19 protein-coding genes and 1 pseudogene are annotated in these 21037 nt (G+C 71.9%); 8 read left to right on the top strand and 12 right to left on the bottom strand.

Annotated elements, in window-relative coordinates; genetic code table 11:
- Window positions 1-27 precede the first annotated feature (27 nt).
- Together ABZX67_RS07130 and ABZX67_RS07125 are read right to left on the bottom strand one after the other, a co-directional pair.
- Window positions 28-957 carry an ACP S-malonyltransferase gene (locus ABZX67_RS07130; RefSeq protein WP_355355727.1) on the bottom strand — a complete coding sequence of 310 codons (930 nt, stop codon included), beginning with the start codon at window positions 955-957 and terminating at the stop codon, window positions 28-30.
- A 99-nt stretch (window positions 958-1056) separates the two neighbouring features.
- Window positions 1057-2241 carry a helix-turn-helix domain-containing protein gene (locus ABZX67_RS07125; protein WP_355355725.1) on the bottom strand — a complete coding sequence of 395 codons (1185 nt, stop codon included), beginning with the start codon at window positions 2239-2241 and terminating at the stop codon, window positions 1057-1059.
- 57 nt (window positions 2242-2298) lie between these two features.
- Between ABZX67_RS07125 and ABZX67_RS07120 the strand changes: the two genes are divergently transcribed.
- Window positions 2299-2961: a pirin family protein gene (locus tag ABZX67_RS07120; RefSeq protein WP_355355723.1), complete on the top strand. Its 663-nt coding sequence runs from the start codon at window positions 2299-2301 to the stop codon at window positions 2959-2961.
- Between the two features lie 37 nt (window positions 2962-2998).
- On the opposite strand, the gene ABZX67_RS07115 is transcribed toward ABZX67_RS07120, so the two are convergent.
- Window positions 2999-3838 (bottom strand): serine hydrolase domain-containing protein, encoded by an 840-nt coding sequence (locus ABZX67_RS07115; protein ID WP_355355721.1) that lies wholly within the window; start codon window positions 3836-3838, stop codon window positions 2999-3001.
- Window positions 3839-3964: 126 nt separating this feature from the next.
- On the opposite strand from ABZX67_RS07115, the gene ABZX67_RS07110 reads away from it, so the two are divergent.
- Together ABZX67_RS07110 and ABZX67_RS07105 are read left to right on the top strand one after the other, a co-directional pair.
- Window positions 3965-4435: a MerR family transcriptional regulator gene (locus tag ABZX67_RS07110; protein WP_355355719.1), complete on the top strand. Its 471-nt coding sequence runs from the start codon at window positions 3965-3967 to the stop codon at window positions 4433-4435.
- On the top strand, window positions 4432-5448 hold the full coding sequence (locus ABZX67_RS07105) for an aldo/keto reductase (RefSeq protein WP_355355717.1): 1017 nt from the start codon (window positions 4432-4434) through the stop codon (window positions 5446-5448). Before ABZX67_RS07110 ends, ABZX67_RS07105 begins: the two co-directional genes overlap by 4 nt.
- Window positions 5449-5451: 3 nt before the next feature.
- On the opposite strand, the pseudogene ABZX67_RS07100 reads toward ABZX67_RS07105, so the two are convergent.
- From ABZX67_RS07100 to ABZX67_RS07070, 7 genes and pseudogenes are all read right to left on the bottom strand, one after another.
- Window positions 5452-5652, bottom strand: a pseudogene (locus ABZX67_RS07100) (acyltransferase); the annotation flags it as partial.
- 92 nt (window positions 5653-5744) lie between these two features.
- Window positions 5745-6854 (bottom strand): alpha/beta hydrolase, encoded by a 1110-nt coding sequence (locus ABZX67_RS07095; RefSeq protein ID WP_355355715.1) that lies wholly within the window; start codon window positions 6852-6854, stop codon window positions 5745-5747.
- Window positions 6855-6995: 141 nt separating this feature from the next.
- The gene (locus ABZX67_RS07090) at window positions 6996-7682 is read right to left on the bottom strand and encodes a response regulator transcription factor (RefSeq protein WP_355355713.1); all 687 of its coding nucleotides are present in this window, start codon (window positions 7680-7682) and stop codon (window positions 6996-6998) included.
- The gene (locus tag ABZX67_RS07085; protein ID WP_355355711.1) at window positions 7679-9109 is read right to left on the bottom strand and encodes a histidine kinase; all 1431 of its coding nucleotides are present in this window, start codon (window positions 9107-9109) and stop codon (window positions 7679-7681) included. Before ABZX67_RS07085 ends, ABZX67_RS07090 begins: the two co-directional genes overlap by 4 nt.
- Window positions 9110-9252: 143 nt before the next feature.
- Window positions 9253-10149: a DUF4429 domain-containing protein gene (locus ABZX67_RS07080; RefSeq protein ID WP_355355709.1), complete on the bottom strand. Its 897-nt coding sequence runs from the start codon at window positions 10147-10149 to the stop codon at window positions 9253-9255.
- Window positions 10150-10233: 84 nt separating this feature from the next.
- A complete protein-coding gene (locus tag ABZX67_RS07075; protein WP_355355707.1) occupies window positions 10234-11559 on the bottom strand; it encodes an alpha/beta hydrolase in 1326 nt (441 codons plus the stop codon).
- 207 nt (window positions 11560-11766) lie between these two features.
- Window positions 11767-12438, bottom strand: coding sequence for a TetR family transcriptional regulator (locus ABZX67_RS07070; RefSeq protein WP_355355705.1), 672 nt, complete (start codon window positions 12436-12438; stop codon window positions 11767-11769).
- Between the two features lie 115 nt (window positions 12439-12553).
- Here ABZX67_RS07070 and ABZX67_RS07065 point away from each other — a divergent pair, with 115 nt between their 5' ends.
- Both ABZX67_RS07065 and ABZX67_RS07060 read left to right on the top strand, forming a co-directional pair.
- A complete protein-coding gene (locus ABZX67_RS07065) occupies window positions 12554-14182 on the top strand; it encodes an MFS transporter (protein ID WP_355355703.1) in 1629 nt (542 codons plus the stop codon).
- Window positions 14183-14376: 194 nt separating this feature from the next.
- Window positions 14377-14820, top strand: a complete 444-nt coding sequence (locus tag ABZX67_RS07060) for a peptidase inhibitor family I36 protein (protein WP_355355701.1) — start codon at window positions 14377-14379, stop codon at window positions 14818-14820.
- A gap of 89 nt (window positions 14821-14909) precedes the next feature.
- Here ABZX67_RS07060 and ABZX67_RS07055 read toward each other — a convergent pair whose 3' ends face one another.
- The gene (locus ABZX67_RS07055; protein WP_355355699.1) at window positions 14910-15662 is read right to left on the bottom strand and encodes a potassium channel family protein; all 753 of its coding nucleotides are present in this window, start codon (window positions 15660-15662) and stop codon (window positions 14910-14912) included.
- Between the two features lie 306 nt (window positions 15663-15968).
- The gene (gene aceE, locus ABZX67_RS07050) at window positions 15969-18701 is read right to left on the bottom strand and encodes a pyruvate dehydrogenase (acetyl-transferring), homodimeric type (RefSeq protein WP_355355697.1); all 2733 of its coding nucleotides are present in this window, start codon (window positions 18699-18701) and stop codon (window positions 15969-15971) included.
- 431 nt (window positions 18702-19132) lie between these two features.
- Between aceE and ABZX67_RS07045 the strand changes: the two genes are divergently transcribed.
- The 3 genes from ABZX67_RS07045 to ABZX67_RS07035 all read left to right on the top strand — a co-directional run bounded on the left by ABZX67_RS07045 (window position 19133) and on the right by ABZX67_RS07035 (window position 20922).
- A complete protein-coding gene (locus ABZX67_RS07045; protein ID WP_355355695.1) occupies window positions 19133-19576 on the top strand; it encodes a DUF3052 domain-containing protein in 444 nt (147 codons plus the stop codon).
- Between the two features lie 172 nt (window positions 19577-19748).
- Window positions 19749-20234 (top strand): peroxiredoxin, encoded by a 486-nt coding sequence (locus ABZX67_RS07040; protein WP_355355693.1) that lies wholly within the window; start codon window positions 19749-19751, stop codon window positions 20232-20234.
- Window positions 20235-20346: 112 nt separating this feature from the next.
- Window positions 20347-20922 carry a TerD family protein gene (locus tag ABZX67_RS07035; RefSeq protein WP_355355691.1) on the top strand — a complete coding sequence of 192 codons (576 nt, stop codon included), beginning with the start codon at window positions 20347-20349 and terminating at the stop codon, window positions 20920-20922.
- The last annotated feature ends 115 nt before the right edge of the window (window positions 20923-21037 follow it).

Below are 21037 nucleotides of genomic sequence, written 5' to 3'. Positions count from 1 at the left end.
AGGCGGGCGTCGTCGTCGGGGCGTGCGTCACGCGGCGGGGCCGGCGCCGGCGTGCTCGGCGATGAGCGCGCGCGCCGCGTCGAGGTCGTCCGGCGTCTTCAGCGCGAGGGTCGCGACACCCGGCAGGGCGCGCTTGGCGATGCCGGTCAGGGTGCCACCGGGGCACACCTCCACCAGCGCGGTCGCGCCGAGCTGCTGGAACGTTTCCATGCACAGGTCCCAGCGCACCGGGTTGGCGACCTGCCCGACCAGGCGGGCGACGACATCGGCGCCCGTGGCAACGGTACGCCCGTCCTTGTTCGAGACGTACGGCACCACCGGGTCCGCCGGGGTGAGGCCGTCGGCGGCCTGCTGGAGCGCCGTGACCGCGGGCGCCATGTGGTGCGTGTGGAACGCGCCGGCGACCTTCAGCGCCACCACGCGGCGTACGCCCTCGGGCTTGTCCGCCTCCAGCGCCGCGAGCTGTTCCATCGTGCCGGCGGCGACGATCTGGCCCGCGCCGTTCACGTTCGCCGGGGTCAGGCCCAGCTTCTCCAGGTGCGGAACGGTCACCGCCGGGTCGCCGCCGAGCAGTGCCGACATGCCCGTCTCGGTGACGGCGGCGGCCTCGGCCATCGCCAGGCCACGCGTCCGGACGAAGCGGAGCGCGGCGGTCTCGTCGAGGACCCGCGCGAACGCCGCCGCGGTGATCTCGCCGACGCTGTGACCGGCCACGGCGCCCGGCGTCACGTCACCGAGGGCGGAGGCCGACAGCAGACCGGCCGCCACCAGCAGGGGCTGGGCCACGGCCGTGTCGCGGATCTCCTCCGCGTCGGCCTTCGTGCCGTAGTGGACGAGGTCGAGCCCGATGGCCTCGGACCACGCGCCGACACGGTCGGCGGCGCCGGGGAGGTCGAGCCAGGGAGTCAGGAAGCCGGGCGTCTGAGCGCCTTGGCCGGGAGCGACGAGTACGAGCACCCTCACACTCTCTCTTGTGGACGGCTCCCACCGCCCGTGGGGACTGGGACGAAGAACCGTCGGGTGAATTGTTGGTGTTCGACAAAGTCTAGGGTCGGTTCACGACGGGGTGTCCGCCTCGGCGAGCCGCCCGAGGATCAGGGCGATCCGCAAGGTGAACGCCGAGCGGACATCGGACGGTGACCAGCCGGTGACATCCGTCACACGTCGGAGGCGGTAGCGCACGGTGTTGGGGTGCACGAACAGCATCCTGGCCGCGCCCTCCAGACTGCTCGCCTGCTCCAGATACACGCTGAGCGTCTCCAAGAGCGCGGAGCCCGCCTCCTCCAGCGGTCTGTAGATCTCCTCCACCAGCTGGTCCCGCGCCGACGGGTCACCGGCCATCGCACGCTCCGGCAGCAGATCGTCCGCCAGCACCGGCCGCGGCGCGTCCTGCCACGCCGAGCAGGCCTTCAGCCCGGCCGCCGCGGCCTGCGCGGACCGCGTCGCCGCCAGCAGGTCCGGCACGATCGGGCCCGCGACGACCGGGCCGGCCGCGTACGGGCCGATCAGTGCCTTCGCCACCTGCAGCGGGTTGTCGCTGCCCCCCGCGATGACCACGAGCCGGGAGCCGAGCACCCCGGTGAGGACCTGCAGCTTGGCGTGGCGGGCGGCCCGGCGGATCGCCTCCACCGTCAGCTCGCTGTCGCCGTCCGGCGCGGTGCCGAGGATCACACACACGTGCTCCGGCGAGTTCCAGCCGAGCGCGGCCGCCCGCGACACGGCACCCTCGTCCGCCTCGCCCGACAGCACGGCGTTGACGACCAGCGACTCCAGCCGCGCGTCCCACGCACCGCGCGCCTCGGCGGCCTGCGCGTACACCTGTGCCGTCGCGAAGGCGATCTCCCGCGCGTAGACGAGCAGCGCCTCGCGCAGCACCGATTCGTCACCGGGGGCGGCGACCTCCTCGATCGCCGACTCCATGACCTCGATCGTCGTACGCACCATCTCGACGGTCTGCCGCAGCGTGATCGCCCGGGTCAGCTCGCGCGGCGCCGTGCCGAAGACGTCGGTGGAGATGGCCTGCGGGGTCTCCGGGTGCCGGAACCACTCCGTGAAAGCGGCGATACCCGCCTGGGCGACCAGCCCGATCCAGGACCGGTTCTCCGGGGGCATCGCCCGGTACCACGGCAGCGTCTCGTCCATGCGGGCGATGGCGTTCGCCGCGAGTCGCCCGGAGGACTGCTCCAGGCGTTTGAGGGTCGCGGAGTGCGGGTGGGCGTCGTTCGCTGCGGGTTCAGGCACGGGACAAGACTGCCTTATCGGGACGGGGGAGTGACCAGCCGGTCTACCGTTGGCCTTGTGATTTCCGTTCAGCGCGCCGACGAGAGGTACGCCGGTGGCGACCCGGCGGCCGGCATAGAAACCCTGCACGCCTTCTCCTTCGGGCGCTTCTACGACCCCGGCAACCTGCGCTTCGGCGCCCTCCTCGCATGCAACGAGGAGCGGCTCGCCCCCGGCGCCGGATTCGCCGAGCACCCGCACAGCCACACCGAGATCGTCACCTGGGTCGTCGAGGGCGAGCTCACGCACCGCGACTCCGCCGGGCACGCGTCGGTGGTGCGCCCCGGCGACGTCCAGCACCTCAGCGCCGCGAGCGGGGTGCGGCACGAGGAGCGCAACGACGGTGACGTACCCCTCACCTTCGTACAGATGTGGCTGGCGCCGATCGAGCCGGGCGGGGAGCCGTCGTACGAGACGGTGCCCGGCATCGCGGACTCGACGCCGTACGCGGTGCCGGCGGCGGGCGCCGTGCTGCACGTGCGGCGCCTGGGCGCGGCGGGCGAGCGGACGGCGGTCCCGGACGCGCCCTTCGTGTACGCGCACGTCGTACGCGGACGGGTACGGCTGGCCGGCGAGTCGCTGGGACCCGGGGACGCGGCCCGGGTCACCGGCGCGGAGGGCCTGGAGCTGGTGGCGTCGCTCGACGGGTGCGAGGTGCTGGTGTGGGAGATGTCGGGCTGACGGCGAGGCCCATGTAGGGGTGTCGCCTGCCTGGGGCTCAGGCCGCCGTGCGCAGCTCCGCGAGGACCGCGTCCGTGAACGGCGGCCACGCCTCGATCGCCCACGGTCCGAAGGCCCGGTCGGTCAGCGCCACGCACGCCGCGCCCGTGCCGCCCGCCCACCCGGCGTCAGGGTCGATCCACAGGAACGTCCCCGACTGACCGAAGTGCCCGAAGGTCCGCGGCGATGACGAAGCCCCCGTCCAGTGCGGCGACTTGCCGTCCCGGATCTCGAAGCCGAGCCCCCAGTCGTTGGGCTTCTGGTGCCCATAGCCCGGCAGGATGCCGGTCAGCCCCGGGTGGACGACCGACATCGCCTCCAGCACGGTGCGCGCGTCCAGCAGCCGCGGCGCCTGAACCTCGGCGGCGAACCGCACCAGGTCGTCGACGGTCGAGACGCCGTCCTTCGCGGGCGAGCCGTCCAGGCTCGTGTCCTTCATGCCGAGCGGCTCCAGCACCGCCTGGCGCAGGTACTCCGCGAACGGGATGTCCGTGGCCTTGGCCACATGGTCGCCCAGCACCTCGAAGCCCGCGTTCGAGTAGATCCGCCGCGCGCCCGGCTCCGCCATCACCCGGTGCTCGTCGAACGCGAGCCCCGACGTGTGCGCGAGCAGGTGCCGCACCGTGGACCCCTCGGGCCCCGCCGGCTCGTCGAGCTCGACGGCCCCCTCCTCGTACGCGACGAGCACGGCGTACGCGGCGAGCGGCTTGGTGACCGAGGCCAGGGGGAAGCGCCGCCCCGTGGGACCGTGCGCTCCGGCCACCGTGCCGTCGGCGCGTACGACCGCGGTGGCAGCGGTGGGAACGGGCCAGTTCTCGATCATCGCCAGGCTCTGCATGCGTACGAGCGTATCGTCGCGGCGAGCTCGTTCGAACGCGTCTGAGATCCCGCCTCGGATCTTGCTCGGATCTTGCCTCGGAATCTCCTTGCTTCGAGTGCACTCCAACCTCCTAGCGTGGGGGCCATGACGGTGATCGCAAGCACCCCCGTACGGACGCCGAGCACCGAGATCTGCGTCTCCGCGCCGCCGGCGCACCCGCGCCCCGACGGTCAGGACCGCTACACGATCAGCGAAGTCGCGGACTGGACCGGCCTGACCGCGCACACGCTGCGCTGGTACGAGCGGATCGGGCTGATGCCGCACGTCGACCGTTCGCACACCGGACAGCGCCGGTTCACCAACCGGGACCTGGACTGGCTCAGGTTCGTCGGCAAGCTGCGGCTGACCGGCATGCCGGTCGCCGACATGGTGAGGTACGCCGAGCTGGTGCGCGAGGGCGAGCACACCTTCGAGCAGCGGCAGGAGCTCCTGGAGCGGACGCGCAGGGATGTGCGGGCGCGGATCGCGGAGCTCCACGACACCCTCGCCGTACTCGACCACAAGATCAACTATTACGCGGGCGTCCACAGCAGGACGTCGGAGAGGGCCACATGACCAACGACAGGATCGCCACGGTACGCCTTGGGGAGGACGGCCCCGAGGTCGGCGTCCAGGGCTTCGGCGCCATGGGCATCAGCGAGTTCTACGGCGCCACCGACGAGGCCGCCGCCCGCGACACCCTGGACGCCGCGCTGGAGGCGGGCGTCACCCTCATCGACACCGCCGACGTCTACGGGCGGGGCGCCAACGAGGAGTTCCTCGCGCCCTTCGTCGCCGCGCACCGCGACGAGATCACCCTGGCCACGAAGTTCGGCATCGTACGCACCGACGACCCGGCCTACCGGGGCATCCGCAACGACCCCGCCTACATCAGGTCGTCCATCGAGGGCAGCCTGCGCCGCCTGGGCGTCGACGCCGTCGACCTCTACTACATGCACCGCCGCGACCCCGCCGTGCCGATCGCCGAGACCGTCGGCGCCATGGCCGAACTGGTCAAGGAAGGCAAGGTCAAGTACCTGGGGCTGAGCGAGGTCACGGGCGCCGAGCTGCGGGAGGCGCACGCCGTGCACCCGATCACCGCGGTGCAGTCGGAGTGGTCGCTGTTCAGCCGCGACGTCGAGCGCAGCGCGGTGGGCGCGGCCGCCGAGCTGGGCGTGGCGTTCGTGCCGTACTCGCCGCTCGGCCGCGGCTTCCTGGCCGGGGTGTTCGTGGACGCGGTCAAGGACCTGCCGAGCAACGACTTCCGCAAGAGCCACCCGCGCTTCTCCGGCGAGAACGCCCAGCGCAACGCCGATCTGCTGGCCCCGGTACGGAAGGTGGCCGAGGCGCACGGGGTGACGCCCGCTCAGGTCGCGCTCGCCTGGGTGCAGCAGCGGGCGTCCGTGCACGGCCTCACCGTCGTGCCGATCCCCGGCACGCGCAAGCGCACCCGGCTGCTGGAGAACGCCGCGGCCACCCGGATCACGCTCGGCGCCGACGAGCTGGCGGTGCTGGAGCCGATCGCCGAGCGGGTGGCGGGAGACCGGTACGCCGACATGACGTTCACGTCGGCCGCACGCGAGAGCTAGGGACTAGCTCAGCGCGAACACCGCGAACTCGGCCGCGAGCAGTGCCGCCGTCGTGCGGAGGGCTGTGCCGGCCCTCGTCCACGGCGACTCGAAGCCGCGCGCGTACCGCTCGATGAGGACGAGCAGCCCGGCGAAGAGCGGCAGCCAGGCGAGCCGCGCCCCGATCCACCCGAGGGTGCCGGGCGCGGCCGTCAGGCCCGCCAGCGTGCGCGCGGTGAGGGCGCGTACCCGTCGATGGCGCGGTCGCGATGCGCGGGCGTGCGCGCTTCGATCGCGCGCGGCGAGGTCCGGGAGCCTCATCGCGTGCGCCCCGTGTCGGCCGGTGCTTGCGCTTCCGCTTCCGCGATGGCGGCGAAGGCGCGCAGGGATCGCGTGCCGGGCGCGAAGTAGCCGGTGTGGCCGTGCGCGTCGGCGGCGGGCACGGCGCGGGCGCCGAAGGCGGGATCGGCCGGATCCGGGCCGTGGCCGACCCCGGCGACCTGGACGTTCGGTACGTCGTCGATCCAGTCGGAGGGGTCCTTGGCGGCCCAGACGCGGGCGGTGGTGCGGAGGTCGGCGACGTTCTCGGCGCGCATGCCGGGGGAGCCGAGGACGACGAGGTCCTTCGCCTTGAGCCGCTCCGCGGCCAGGCCGCACACGACGGAGCCGTAACTGTGGCAGAACACGGCGGGCTCGGGAGCGCCGGTGGCGGCGAGCCCGTCGGTCAGCCGGACCAGCCGCTCGGCCCCGGCCTCGGCGAGGTCGCCGGTCGCGGCGTCCAGCCCGACGCCGACGGGCGTGGTGTACCCCGTCCAGGCGATGACGGCCGTGTCCGTGGCCGCCCGGCGCAGCTGCTCGCCCATCCCGGCGGGCGTGCCGTACGGGTCGGTGGCCCGGTCGTAGGTCCCCGCGTCGATGTCCGAGCCCGGCACGATGACGGCGATGTGCCGGCTGCGCGCCAGGTCCCCGTACACCTCCGCGACCTGGCCGCGGCCGCGCGGGTCGAACGCCAGGATCTGCCGCCCGGCGAGCCGTGCGTACCGCGCGTCGCGGCGTACGGAGAGGGCGTTCGCCTCGTAGCGCAGCGCCACGGGCGCCCCGTCCAGGTTGCCCACCACGGCCGGATGCCGCCGCACGAGCTCGTGCCGCTGCTCCGCGCTGAGCCCGGCGAAGAAGGCCGCCACCTGCGCGGGTGCCGCCGTGGCCGGGTCGGGCAGCTCCCGCCCCAGTGACGTGTCCGCCCGCCACGCGGCCGTACCCGGCGGTGGCCCGGTGACGGGCTGCTGCCCACTGCCCTGCCCGGCCGCCCATCCGGTGGTCCCAGCCACGACGGCCAGCACCAGCGCGGCGGTGGTCGCGGCCCTCTTGTACGTCTTCTTGTACGTCCTCTTGCACCGGCTCACGTACCGGTTCTTGTACCGGCGCATCGCGCCCCCCTCTGTTTCCTTCGCCGTGTCCGGCGCGAGGAAGGTAGGGGCGCGGCCCCGGACGCAGCGTCACCCCGCGGAGTGATCCACGGGGTGATACCGGGGTACGGGGTAAGGAGTGCGGGGGTTCGGCGGCGAGGCTCAGCGGTTCGCGTCGCCCGGGGTCACCAGCCCGGACTCGTACGCGAAGATCACCGCCTGTGCCCGGTCCCGCAGGTCCAGCTTGGACAGCACCCGCCCGATGTGCGTCTTCACCGTCTGTTCGGCGAGGACCAGGTGGGCCGCGATCTCCTGGTTCGACAGGCCCCGGGCGATCAGCTCCAGCACCTCCGTCTCACGGGGCGTCAGACCGTTCAGGCGGAGGGCGTGGTTCCGGCGCGGGGCGGGCCGGGTGGCGGCGAAGTCGGCGATCAGACGGCGCGTCACCGAGGGGGCGAGCAGCGCCTCGCCCGCCGCCACCACCCGTACCGCCGCGATCAGGTCCGCCGGTGGGGCGTCCTTCAGCAGGAAGCCGGACGCCCCGGCGCGCAGCGCCTCGTACACGTAGTCGTCCACGTCGAAGGTGGTGAGCATCAGCACCCTCGGGCGGTGGACGTCCACGCCGGGCGGCGGGTTCAGCAGCTCGCGGGCCGCCGCGAGCCCGTCCATCTCCGGCATCCGCACGTCCATCAGAACCACGTCGGGGTGCGTGGAGCGGGCCACGGAGACGCCCGCCCGCCCGTCGGCCGCCTCGCCGACGACGTCGATGTCCGGCTGCGCCGACAGCAGGGCGGCGAACCCCGCCCGCACCATGGCCTGGTCGTCGACGATGATCACGCGGATGGTCACACACGCTCCTTCATGCTCAGGGGCATGCGGGCCGCCACCCGGTACCCCCCGTCCGGCAGCGGCCCGGTGTCCAGCGTGCCGCCCGTCAACCGTACGCGCTCGCGCATGCCGACCAGACCGTGCCCGGTGCCGCTCCCGGGCGCTTCCACGGGGGCACGCGCCGGTGAACGCGGATCCTCGGGCGGGCCGTTGACCACCAGCACCGTCAGCCAGCCGTCCGCCGACGTCACCGACACCCGCGTCGGCGCCCCGGGCGCGTGCCGCACCACATTGGCGAGCGCCTCCTGCACGATCCGGTACGCGGAGAGGTCCACCGCCTGCGGCACGGCGCCGAGCCCCGCGGCCGCCGGCAGCGACAACTCGGCCGGTACGCCGGCCCGTACGGTCGCCTCGACGAGCTGCTGGAGGCGGTCCAGTCCGGGCTGCGGCGCCCGTTCGCCGCCCCCCGCGTCCGTACCGTCCGCGCCCTCCGTACCTGCCGTGCCGTCTCCGCCGTCTCCGCCGTCGCTGCGCAGCACCGTCAGCAGCCGCCGCATCTCCGCCAGCGACTCGCGCGCGGACGCGGCGATCGTCGTGAACTCCTCGCGCGCCGCCTCGGAGAGCCCCTCGATCCGGTACGGCGCCGAGTCCGCCTGCACCGTGATCACCGACATGTGGTGAGCCACCACGTCGTGCAGCTCGCGCGCGATCCGGGTCCGCTCCTCCAGCAGCGTGCGCCGGGCGCGCTCGGCCTCGCTGATGGTCTCCTGCTCGGCCAGCCGCCGCTGCGCGTCGCGGCGTTCCCGCAGCGTCCCCGTCAGCAGCAGCACCACACCGGTCAGGATGAACAGCAACACGTGGACGGCGCCGGCGGCCCGCTGCTCCGACACCAGCTCGAAGACGAACCCGGCCGCGCCCGTCACCAGCCATACGCCGAGGAGCGTGCGCCGCGGCTCGCGCAACCCCACGGCCACCATGAGCACCAGGTAGCCGACGACGACCATCGGCGTCCAGGGCCAGAGCCGCCCCGCAACCTCACCCGCGCCGAGCACCACCAGCGCGCCGGCCACGTCGGCGGCCCCGATGAGCCACCACGCCTGCAGCGGCCGCCCGACGGCGAGCAGCAGCGGCGCGGTCTGGGCGATGGCCAGAACCGCGGCGAGCGCGCCGTTCAGCTCGTAGTTCTGGGCGAGGACGGTGGCCGTCACGGGCAGCAGCACCGCGACGAACGCGAGGGCGACGGCGTACGGCAGCAGGCGCAGCCACCGCGCCCCGGCGTGCGCGAACAACGGCGCGCCGGGCCGGGTCGGGGTGGCGAGCGCGGTCCCGAGCGTACGCAGCGAGGCGCGCGCGGCATCGCGCAGCCGGGGCGGGGACTTCGGCGTGGGCGGCGATTTCGGAGTGGGTGAGGACTTCGGCGCGGGTGGGGGCGTGGGGAGGTCGGGCATGACGGATCAGCCTAGGCAGCGGCTCCTGCGACCGCGTCATACCGGGGTATCAGGCGCCGCGCCCACCGGAGTATCAGAGGGGGGCGACGCCCGTGTGCCCCGGCGTCGGCGTCAGAGCGGCGTCAGCGTCAGCGGCGTCAGCGTCAGAGCTCCGCCAGGAGCTCCGCCTTCTTCGTGGTGAACTCCTCGTCCGTCACCAGTCCCGCCTGGTACAGCTCACCCAGGTGCCGGATGCGTTCCGCGATGTCCGCCGGGTCGCGCCGCCCGGCTCCCACGGGCACCGGCACGGGCACGGTTGCCGACCCCCCGCCCCCGGAGCCGTCCCTGCCGCCCTCCCGGCTCCCGTCCCGTACCGCCGCGAGTACCGCCGCCGCGAAGGGCAGCGACTCGTGCACGGGCCCGTACCCGAGGCCGAAGACGACGGCGGCCGGGTCCTGATCCGCCTGGGGCTCCGGGGTGTGGCCGCGCCGCAGCAGCCGGAGGTAGCCGTCCAGGACGTCGGGCGAGCGCCACTCGACGCCGCACAGCTCCCGTACGGAGAAGGACTGGTCGCCGGCCTTCCACTTGGCGGAGGAGGCTCCGGTCCAGAACCACCGGAACGCCACCTGGCTCCCGTCGAAGGACGCCTTGCCGTCGTACGCCTTGAACTGGAGCGGCGCCTCGGGGGCCGCCACCAGGAACCGGTCGGCCGGTTCACCCGCGCGCGGACCGAGCAGGGCGCGCAGCTCGTCCGCGTAGTACTCGGCGAGGGTCTCGCGGTCGGCGGGCAGGACCAGCCGGTAGGGGTCGCTGCCCTCCTTCAGCTGGCCGGCGGCCGCCTCCATCAGCGGATCGGCGCCCGGTCGCGGTGCCGCGTGCAGCACGACCGTGCCGCGTTTGCCCGGAGAGAGGGTCACCGACGCCAACGCCTCGTGGGGAATGCGTCGTTCGCGCAGCGTCTGGAAGAGCTTGGGCGCGCGTATCCCCCGTTCGAAGCGGATGAGCACGGCGTCGGTTTCGAACTCCCAGGAAGCATGAATTCCGGCCAGCACATCACCCATGCGCCTCATCGTATGCGGCGTGCGCCCGCGCGTCGCCCCTCGAAAGTTCCGATGTGCGCCACACTCCGCGCGCCTCTACGCGCGTCAGGCGGTACTGGGACCGGAGATTCCACTGCGGCAGGCGCCGTCGGCGTCACGTGAGCCACCACTGTCGCTCAGGTCGCTGCCGCCACTGCCGGCGCCGCTGTCGTCGTTGTGGTCGTTCTCGTCGTTCTCGTCGCTGTCGCCGGTGGCGCCTGGGTCGCCGTCGGAGCAGCTGACGCTGTCGTACGCGCCGACGCCTATCTCGGCGAAGTTCTCGAGGCTCTCGGTGCCCGGCTCGAAGTAGCCGGCGTGGCCCGCCGCGCCGGACGCCGACAGCACGCGCGCCCCGAACTCCGGCGCCACCGGGTCGGCGCCGTGCCCCAGCCCGCCGACGTCCAGGTAGGGCACGTCGGCGATCCAGTCGTCGGCGTCGCGCATGGCCCACACGCGGGCGCGGGTGTGGAGGGCGGCGGCGTTCTCCGCGCGCATGCCGGGGCTGCCCGCGACGGCGACGTCGGAGACGCGCGCGGGCAGTCGGCGCGCGGCGACGCCGCAGACCACGGAGCCGTAGCTGTGGCAGAAGAGGGAGACTCGCGAGTCGCCGGGCAGCGCGCTGGTCAGAGACACCAGCCGTACGGCGCCGTCGGCGGCGAGCCGTCCGGTCGCGGCGTCCATGCCGACGCCGACGGGCGAGGTGTAGTCGGCCCAGGCGATGACGGCGGTACGGGTGGTGGGGGAGGCGGCGCGTTCGGCGGCGTACAGCGACTGGGCCATCCCGACCGGGGCCGTGTACTTGCGGGCGCTCTTCTCGAAGGTGAGGAGGTTGGTGTCGACGCCGGGCACGACCACCGAGACGCGCTCGGCGCGGTCGAGGTCGCCGAAGACCTCGGCCACGCGGCCCTTGCCGGACGGGTCGAAGGAGAGGATCTGGCGCCCGTCCCCGATGAGGGAGCTGAACCGGTGCACGCGGCGGAGGGCTTCCTGGTGTCCGGCGGCGGACAACCGGGTGTCGGCCACCCGCTCGCGCTCGGCGTCGAGCGCCCGGCCCAGGGCGTGGCGGTTGGCGCGGTAGCGCAGGGTGACCGGCGCGCCGGCGAGGTTGCCCACGACGAGCGGGTGCTCGGCGGCGAGCTGCTCGCGCTGCGGGGCCCTGAGCCCCCGGAAGAAGGCGGCTATGACGCCCGGCGGCGCCTCGGGGTCGGGGAGCTCGTGCGTACCGATCCGGCCATTCCGCCAGGCGGCCAGCGCGACCTCCAGCGGCCCTCCAAGTCCCGCTTGCGGGCGTATCGCCGTCCAACCGGTGGTCATGAGGAGGACGAAGACGACCGCGAGAGCGAGCGATGTGCGCCAGACGGTGAGTGTGGGGGAGGAGTCGAAGGAAGTCACTGCGGGACACCCTAGGAGACGCGCGCGGGGCCCCGCGAAGGGGGTGACGCAGATCACGCTTGGGGGAGCGGATATGGGGAAGCGCGCTCACCCACCGTGCGCACCCCGTGCGCGCCGTGCGCCACGGCGCGCACTCCGGCGCCGCCGGCACGCTAAGGCGCACGGGCGCTCTCCTGCGTACGCGCACCCGCGGCGTACGGGTGCGCACTACGGCGCGGGCGCGCCTGAAGGGGGCAAGTCGCGCCAGGCGCCGACGAGGGCCGGGCCGAGATGGTCGAGGTAGGTCTCGGTGAGGGCGCGGATCGCCTCCAGGGAGGCGTCCTCCCCGCGGCCCCACAGCTGGCCGGTGATCCGCATGACGCCGCTGAACGCGGCGACCGCGATGCGCGGCCGGGGGTCCGCGTCCACGTCAAGCCCCTCGCGGTCGGCGATGAGCCGGGCGATGTTCTCCTCCATCTCGATGGAGCGGCGCAGATGGACGGCGAGGAGCGCGGGCGTCGACTCGATCACCTGGAAGGTGCGCAGGTACAGCTCGACCGGGATGACCTCGGTGATCGCCTCTTCGATGGTGTCCCAAGCGGACAGTACGGCGTTGCGCAGCGCGTCGAGCGGGGCCTCGTGGGGAGGGCGGGCGCACAGCGCGGCCACGAAATGCCGCTCGACCATGTGCTGGACGGTGAAGGCGACTTCTTCCTTGCTGGCGAAGTAGCGGAAGAAGGTGCGCTGCGAGACGTCCACGGTGGCGGCGATCTCGTCGACGGTGGTCCGCTCGTACCCCTGGGTGGTGAAGAGCTCCAGTGAGGCGCGCACGAGGGCGTCCCGGGTGCGCTGCTTCTTGCGCTCGCGCAACCCCACGGCGGGCGGCTGCTCAACCGTCACTTGATGGCCCTTGTCTCGACTCTTTCACCAGCTCAGCGTACCTGTGAGCGATATGACAGTTACCGGCGTGTGAATTGCTTTGTCAATTGTCAGTCGCTGACATTAGCCTCGCGGTATGACTAGTCAGACCACCATCAAGACGCCGTCGCAGGGTCCGGGGGGCCCGCAGGACCACGGTTCCGCCGGGGCACCTGGTAAGGGGCTGCGCGGTCACCCGTGGCTTACTCTCTTCGCTGTTGCCGTGGGTGTGATGATGGTCGCGCTCGACGGCACGATCGTCGCCATCGCCAACCCCGCGATCCAGCGGGACCTCAACGCGTCGCTCGCCGACGTGCAGTGGATCACCAACGGCTACCTCCTCGCGCTCGCCGTCGCGCTCATCACGGCCGGCAAGCTCGGTGACCGCTTCGGCCACCGCCAGACGTTCCTGATAGGCATCGCGGGCTTCGCGGCGGCCTCCGCCGCGATCGGCCTGTCCGACTCGATCGGCCTCGTGATCGCCTTCCGCGTGCTCCAGGGCCTGTTCGGGGCGCTGCTGATGCCGGCCGCGCTCGGCCTGCTGCGCGCCACGTTCCCGGCCGAGAAGCTGAACATGGCCATCGGCATCTGGGGCATGGTCATCGGCGCGTCCACCGCGGGCGGCCCGATCCTGGGCGGCGTGCTGGTCGAACACGTCAGCTGGCAGTCGGTGTTCTTCATCAACGTGCCGGTCGGCGTCGTCGCCCTGGTGTTCGGCGTACTGATCCTCAAGGACCACCGGGCGGAGAACGCCCCGCGGTCGTTCGACGTCCTCGGCATCCTGCTGCTGTCCGGCGCGATGGGGTCGCTCGTCTTCGGTCTCATCAAGGCCGGCGAGTCCTGGGGATGGGGCGGGCGCAACACCTGGCTGTGCATGCTCGCCGCGGTGGCCCTCTTCGCGCTCTTCGCCGTCTGGGAGACGAAGGTCAAGGAACCCCTCATCCCCCTGGGCATGTTCCGCTCCGTCCCGCTCTCCGCGGGTGTCGTGCTGATGGTCCTGATGGCCTTCGCCTTCATGGGCGGCCTCTTCTTCGTGACGTTCTACCTCCAGGGCGTCAAGGGGCTCAGCCCCGTCGACAGCGGCCTGCACCTGCTGCCGCTGACCGCGATGATGATCGTCTCCTCGCCGTTGGCGGGCGCGCTCATCACCAAGTTCGGGCCGCGCGTCCCGCTGGTGGGCGGCATGGTCTGCACCGCCGCGGCCATGTTCGGCATGATCACGCTTACGCCGGGCACGGGCACGCTCGCGATGTCACTCTGGTTCGCCCTGCTGGGCCTCGGCCTCGCGCCGGTCATGGTGGGCGCGACGGAGGTCATCGTCGGCAATGCCCCGCTGGAGCTCTCGGGCGTGGCCGGCGGTCTTCAGCAGGCCGCGATGCAGGTCGGTGGCGCGCTGGGTACGGCGGTGCTGGGCGCGGTCATGTCCTCCAAGGTCAGTGCCGAGTTCGCGGGCAACTGGAAGGCCGCCGGCATCCCGGTCCCGGCGGACCCGCGGCTGGAGGAGGCTGCGGAGTTCGGCATGGTCCCGGCCGAGCTGGCCAAGGCGCCTGGTATGACGCCGGACATGGCCGACCGGATCGGCGGAGTCATCCACGACACCTTCATGGCGGGCATGGGCATGGCGTTCACGGTCGCCGGCCTGGTGGCGGTCGTCGCGGCCCTGGTCGCGACCTTGACCAAGCGCGGCGAGAACGCCGAAGCGGGCGCGGGCGCCGCCCACCTCTGACGCCGCAGTTCCCTCGCATCCGTTCCGCCGTCGGGCCCCGGCAGCACACCGTCTGCCGGGGCCCGAGGTGCGCGTGCCCGGCGCCGGTCGGCCACCCGATCGGGTGAATGCGACCGAGCCCCCTTCCCCGAGGCGATCACGCTGCGTCACGCTATAGCCAAGCGATCGTCACCACACGTAACGGGGGATCCATCATGCGTACCTACGCCACGCGCACTTACGCCACGCGCACCCACGCCACCGTCCTGCTCGCCTCCGCCACCGCCGTGCTCGCCGCGTGCGCGATGGGGCTCGCCCTGCCGGCCAGCGCCGGCGCGACCGTCACCACCACCGCCCCCGCGGCCGTGGCGCCGCGGCTCGGACCGTGCGACACCGGCCAACTGTGCCTGTGGCCGAAGCAGGACTTCCGCGGCGCCCGGCAGACGTACGAGCTGACCGGCATCGACGTCGACAGCTGCGTCCCGCTCCCCGCGGGCACCACCGCCACCGCCGTCGCCAACCGCACCGGACGGCCCGTCACCACATATCAGTCGGCCGAGTGCGCGGAGACCGGCGAGTTCGAGACCTATCCGGGCGGGGGGACCTGGGTCCCCGAATCCCCCTATAAAGTACGGGCCTTCAAGGTCTGGGAATCATGAACCGGGGTACCCGGAGCCCAGCGCGTGGAACCCTCGGTCACGCGGCCGGACGTGGCGGCGGGCCGGGCCGGATCGCGCGGCGCGGGACCTCAGGACCGATCGGAGGGCGCCTGGGTGCATCGCTGGGGCGGGACACCAGCCGACAGCCGGGCGACCTCCGCCCGCAGGTCCTTGACCTCCTGTGTCAGGGCTTCGAGGAGCGCCGTCTGGCGGCGCTCCTCCGCGTCGTCCCGCTCGAAACGGGAGATGAACCACGCCGCGATGTTCGCGGTGACGACACCCAGCAGGGCGATGCCGGAGAGCATCAGCCCCACCGCCAGCACCCGCCCGAGTCCGGTCGTCGGTGCGTGGTCGCCGTACCCGACGGTGGTCATCGTCGTGAACGACCACCACACGGCGTCGCCCAGCGTCTTGATGTTCCCGTCCGGAGCGTCCCGCTCCACGTGGAGCACGGCCAGCGAGCCGAACATCATCAGGCCCACCACCGACCCCGCCACGTACGTCGTCAGCGTGATCTGCGGCGCCATCCGGGCCCGCCGCCCGACCAGCAGCAGGGTGGAGACCAGGCGCAGCAGCCGCAGCGGCTGGATCAGCGGCAGCAGCACCGCCGCCAGGTCCAGCGGATGGCGGCGTACGAAGAGCCACCGGTCCGGCGCCAGCACCAGCCGTACGACGTAGTCCACGGCGAAGGCGCCCCACACCACCCACTCGACCACCAGACAGCTCCGATGGACCCAGGGGGCGGCGTCGGGCGCCACGATCGGTATCGCGTAGGCCACGCCGAACGCGACGGCGAGCCCCAGCAGCGGCGCCTGGGTGCGCGCCTCCCAGCGTTCGTTCATGTCCGGAATGCTAGGGGGCGTCTTGCCGGTCAGGCCGGATCAGCGAGCGGCGTCTGGGGGTCCCCCCAGGCGAAGCCGAGGGGGAGCGTGCGATCGCAAGGCGGAGGAGGGAGCCACTGCGCAGCATTGGCGACCCCCGACGACAACGCGGCTGGGGGCACCCCCAGGCGAAGCTCTGGGGGAGGGCGTGCCAGACACCGCGAGCCCGGCAAGATCGGCAAGACGCCCCCTAGGGGCGTGGGGGGGGACGCGGTCCCCCCGCCGAAGCACCTACCGCCGGGGCAGCCGGGCCGCTCGCCGGGACGCCTACGCGTCGCCGCCGGCCGCGCCAGGGTCCGCCGCCGACACGTCGAGGAGCTGGTAGCGGTCGATGGCCTGCTTCAGCGCCGAGCCGTCCACCTTGCCCGCCCGGGCCAGCTCGGTCAGTACCGCCAGCACGATCGACTGCGCGTCGATGTGGAAGTACCGCCGTGCCGCCCCGCGCGTGTCCGCGAAGCCGAATCCGTCCGCGCCCAGCGAGGTGTACGGGCCCGGCACCCAGCGCGCGATCTGGTCCGGAACCGACCGCATCCAGTCGGAGACGGCCACGAACGGCCCCTCCGCGCCGGACAGCTTCCGGGTCACGTACGGGACGCGCTGCTCCTCCTCCGGGTGCAGCAGGTTGTGCTCGTCCACCGCGACGGCATCGCGGCGCAGCTCGTTCCACGAGGTCGCCGACCACACGTCGGCGCGTACGTTCCACTCCTCGGCGAGGATCCGCTGCGCCTCCAGCGCCCACGGCACGGCGACACCGGAGGCCATGATCTGCGCCGGGATCGACCCCGACTCGCCCGCGCCGATGCGGTGCAGGCCCTTGAGGATGCCCTCCACGTCCACGTCCGCCGGCTCGGCCGGGTGCTGGATCGGCTCGTTGTAGACGGTCAGGTAGTAGAAGACGTCCTCGCTCTCCGGCCCGTACATCCGGCGCAGACCGTCCTTGACGATGTGCGCGATCTCGTAGCCGTAGGCCGGGTCGTACGCGACGCAGGCCGGGTTCGTCGAGGCGAGCAGCTGCGAGTGGCCGTCCGCGTGCTGCAAGCCCTCGCCGGTCAGCGTCGTACGTCCCGCGGTCGCGCCCAGGACGAAACCGCGCGACAGCTGGTCGGCCATCTGCCAGAACTGGTCGCCGGTCCGCTGGAAACCGAACATCGAGTAGAAGACGTACACCGGGATCAGGTGCTCGCCGTGCGTCGCGTACGCCGACCCGGCGGCGATCAGCGAGGCCGTGCAGCCCGCCTCCGAGATGCCGTCGTGCAGCATCTGCCCGGTCGGCGACTCCTTGTACGCGAGCAGCAGCTCGCGGTCGACCGCCTCGTACTGCTGGCCCAGCGGGTTGTAGATCTTGGCGCTCGGGAAGAAGGAGTCCATACCGAACGTGCGGTACTCGTCGGGCGCGATCAGCACGAACCGCTTGCCGAGCTCCTTGTCCCGCATGAGGTCCTTCAGCAGGCGGACGAACGCCATCGTCGTCGCGATCGACTGCTGCCCCGAGCCCTTCTTCACCGCCGCGTACGCCTTGTCGTCCGGCAGCGTCAGGGGCCTCGCCCGCACGACCCGGGTCGGGACGTACCCGCCCAGCGCCCTGCGGCGGTCGTGCATGTACTGGATCTCCTCGGACTCCGGGCCCGGGTGGTAGTACGGCGGCAGCCCGTCCTCGAGCTCCTTGTCGGCGATGGGCAGGTGCAGCCGGTCGCGGAAGCGCTTCAGGTCGTCGACCGTCAGCTTCTTCATCTGGTGCGTGGCGTTGCGGCCCTCGAAGTTCGGGCCGAGCGTCCAGCCCTTGACCGTCTGCGCCAGGATCACGGTCGGCTGGCCCTGGTGCTCCACGGCCGCCTTGTACGCCGCGTAGATCTTCCGGTGGTCGTGGCCGCCGCGCCCCAGCATCAGGATCTGGTGGTCGGTCATGTTCTCGACCATCGCGCGCAGCCGGTGGTCGCCGCCGAAGAAGTGCTCCCGGATGTACGCGCCGGTCTCCGTCGCGTACGTCTGGAACTGTCCGTCGGGTGTGGTGTTCAGCTTGTTGACCAGCACGCCGTCGCGGTCCTGGGCCAGCAGCGGGTCCCAGGAGCGGTCCCAGATCAGCTTGATCACGTTCCAGCCGGCGCCGCGGAACTGCGACTCCAGCTCCTGCATGATCTTGCCGTTGCCGCGCACCGGGCCGTCGAGGCGCTGGAGGTTGCAGTTGACGACGAAGGTCAGGTTGTCCAGGCCTTCGCGGGCGGCGATCGACAGCTGACCGAGCGACTCCGGCTCGTCCATCTCGCCATCGCCCAGGAACGCCCAGACGTGCGACTTGGAGGTGTCCGCGATCCCGCGCGCGTGCATGTAGCGGTTCATCCGCGCCTGGTAGATCGCGCCGATCGGGCCGAGGCCCATGGAGACCGTCGGGAACTCCCAGAAGTCCGGCATGGACCGCGGGTGCGGATACGACGACAGGCCGTTGGGGTACTTCGACTTCTCCTGGCGGAAGCCGTCGAGCTGCGTCTCGCTCAGCCGGTCCAGCAGGAACGCGCGGGCGTAGATGCCGGGCGACGCGTGCCCCTGGAAGAAGATCTGGTCGCCGCCGTCGCCCTGGTCCTTGCCGCGGAAGAAGTGGTTGAAGCCCACGTCGTAGAGGGACGCGGAGGAGGCGAAGGTGGCGATGTGCCCGCCGACGCCGATGCCCGGGCGCTGGGCGCGGGAGACCATCACCGCGGCGTTCCAGCGGGTGGCGTTGAGGATCTTGCGCTCGATCTCCTCGTTGCCGGGGAAGAACGGCTCGTCCTTGGTCGCGATGGTGTTCACGTAGTCCGTGCTGCGCATCTCGGGCACGGCCACGCGCTTCTCGCGGGCCCGCTCGATGAGGCGCAGCATCAGATAGCGGGCCCGCTCACGGCCGCGCGCGTCGATGGCGGCGTCGAGCGAGTCCAGCCATTCCTTGGTCTCCTCGGGATCGAAATCCGGGACCTGGCTGGGAAGGCCGCCAATGATGATCGGGTTGCGATCGGATCCGGAAGCCACGCTGTTCCTTCTGGTCGGTGGAGCCTACGGGGGAGAACCGGTAGTACGGTCGCGCCGCCACCATCGTCTACCCCGTGGAGGCAATCGTCATCTCTACTGTGAGGTAACCCCAGGGGGAGTCCCGGACCAAGATCCGGGGGTGAATCGCAACCTTACGCCCGATTCGGTCCCGCGTTCGGCGCGGTGATCGATCCATCGCGGGCGCCAGGAGGGCGCAGAAGCCCCTAAAGTGGGTCAAGAGCCGCGGTTGCATGACGGGCGCGGGTGGAGCGGTACCTGGAGTTGGGGCGAGACGGCCCCAAAAGTCACCGTTTCGGCGGTCTCGACCGCCGGGTACTTGCGCGATCCGCCCAGCACGTGTGGACTACGGCCAACGCCTCGCGTACGCGCGCGGCCGAAGCATTTTCCAAAATACGATCAGGAGGCAAGCCGTGAGCGCGACCGCGGACCACGCGGAGGAGCGGACCAACCCGGCAGCAAAGCTGGGGTTCGAGCCCGGACAGGTGGTCCAGGAGATCGGCTACGACGAAGACGTCGAGCAGGAGCTCCGTGAGGCAATCGAGGCCGTGATCGGCCAGGAACTCTTCGACGAGGACTACGACGACGTCGCCGACGTCGTGCTGCTGTGGTTCCGCGACGAGGATGGCGACCTCACGGACGCGCTGGTGGACGCCATCGGTCTGATCGACGAGGGTGGGGAGATCTGGCTCCTGACGCCCAAGACCGGCCGGGACGGCTACATCGAGCCCAGCGACATCAATGAGGCCGCCCAGACCGCCGGCCTCTCCCAGACCCGGAGCATCAGCGCGGGCAAGGACTGGACCGGCAGTCGGCTGATCACGCCGAAGGCGGCTAAGACCGGCACCAAGCGCTGACCCCCCGATCACTCGAGAGCTCTCAGGGCCCCCGCCGACACCGTCGGCCGGGGGCCCTGTGCGTAGGGTGGACCCGGCCGGAGCCCTCCGCCCGGCCTGGCCCCTCTTACCGGAAGCCACCCGGAAGTCACCGGCAGCCCACAGGCAGCCCACTGGAAGGGATTGCGTTTTCATGACGATCGAGGCGACCCGTGCCGCCGAGGCGCTCACCGTCGGCACCAAGGCCCCCGACTTCGAGCTGAAGGACAACCACGGGCGCACCGTGCGCCTCTCCGACTTCCGCGGCGAGAAGAACGTGGTGCTGCTCTTCTACCCGTTCGCCTTCACCGGCGTGTGCACGGGTGAGCTCTGCGCGCTCCGCGACGAGCTGCCGGCCTTCGTCAACGACGACACCCAGCTGCTGGCCGTCTCCAACGACTCCATCCACACGCTGCGGGTCTTCGCCGAGCAGGAGGGCCTGGAGTACCCGCTGCTGTCGGACTTCTGGCCGCACGGCGAGGTGTCGCGCGCGTACGGGATCTTCGACGAGGACAAGGGCTGCGCGCTGCGCGGCACCTTCATCATCGACAAGGAGGGCGTGGTGCGGTGGACGGTCGTCAACGCCCTGCCCGACGCCCGTGACCTGAACGAGTACATCAAGGCACTCGACACCCTCTGATTCTTCAGGCCAAGAGCCTGCTCGTCTCGGGAACCGGTCACTAGGATCCAGTCGTTGATCCGATGCCAACGCACGACGGGGGCGCTGCCCCTGGAAACCAATGGAGGGACTCGTGGGAGTCAGCCTCAGCAAGGGCGGCAACGTCTCGCTGACCAAGGAGGCTCCGGGCCTGACGGCCGTCACCGTCGGTCTGGGCTGGGACGTCCGCACCACCACCGGGACGGACTTCGACCTCGACGCCAGCGCCATCCTGACCGGCGAGGACGGCAAGGTCCGTAACGACCAGGACTTCGTGTTCTTCAACAACCTCAAGAGCGCCGACGGCTCCGTCGAGCACACCGGTGACAACCTCACCGGTGAGGGCGAGGGCGACGACGAGCAGATCAAGGTGAACCTCGCGGGCGTGCCCGCCGACGTCGCCAAGATCGTCTTCCCGGTGTCGATCTACGACGCCGAGACCCGCCAGCAGTCCTTCGGCCAGGTCCGCAACGCGTTCATCCGCGTCGTGAACCAGGCCGGCGGCGCCGAGATCGCCCGTTACGACCTCAGCGAGGACGCCTCGACCGAGACCGCCATGGTCTTCGGCGAGCTGTACCGCCACGGCACCGAGTGGAAGTTCCGTGCCGTCGGCCAGGGTTACGCCTCGGGCCTGCGCGGCATCGCGCAGGACTTCGGCGTCAACGTCTGAGTCCGCGGCGGCACCCGAGAACTACGACACCAACGTGCTGCGCAGGGTCACCCGCAGGGTGCCGGGGGCGCAGTCGGGCAGCGGCGAGTCCGCCGGGACCTGGTTCGCGACGGAG

The organism is Streptomyces sp. NPDC003036, assembly GCF_040611175.1.
GTDB lineage: Bacteria > Actinomycetota > Actinomycetes > Streptomycetales > Streptomycetaceae > Streptomyces.
Note: the sequence above shows the minus strand (reverse complement) of the source record. Positions and strands in the feature narration are given on the sequence as shown.

Coding starts and splice junctions, on each gene's coding strand:
- ABZX67_RS07115 (WP_355355721.1), bottom strand. CDS start 3,838: ATGCAGAGCCTGGCGATGATCGAGAACTGGCCCGTTCCCACCGCTGCC.
- ABZX67_RS07110 (WP_355355719.1), top strand. CDS start 3,965: ATGACGGTGATCGCAAGCACCCCCGTACGGACGCCGAGCACCGAGATC.
- ABZX67_RS07105 (WP_355355717.1), top strand. CDS start 4,432: ATGACCAACGACAGGATCGCCACGGTACGCCTTGGGGAGGACGGCCCC.
- ABZX67_RS07095 (WP_355355715.1), bottom strand. CDS start 6,854: ATGCGCCGGTACAAGAACCGGTACGTGAGCCGGTGCAAGAGGACGTAC.
- ABZX67_RS07085 (WP_355355711.1), bottom strand. CDS start 9,109: ATGCCCGACCTCCCCACGCCCCCACCCGCGCCGAAGTCCTCACCCACT.
- ABZX67_RS07080 (WP_355355709.1), bottom strand. CDS start 10,149: ATGGGTGATGTGCTGGCCGGAATTCATGCTTCCTGGGAGTTCGAAACC.
- ABZX67_RS07065 (WP_355355703.1), top strand. CDS start 12,554: ATGACTAGTCAGACCACCATCAAGACGCCGTCGCAGGGTCCGGGGGGC.
- ABZX67_RS07060 (WP_355355701.1), top strand. CDS start 14,377: ATGCGTACCTACGCCACGCGCACTTACGCCACGCGCACCCACGCCACC.
- ABZX67_RS07055 (WP_355355699.1), bottom strand. CDS start 15,662: ATGAACGAACGCTGGGAGGCGCGCACCCAGGCGCCGCTGCTGGGGCTC.
- ABZX67_RS07040 (WP_355355693.1), top strand. CDS start 19,749: ATGACGATCGAGGCGACCCGTGCCGCCGAGGCGCTCACCGTCGGCACC.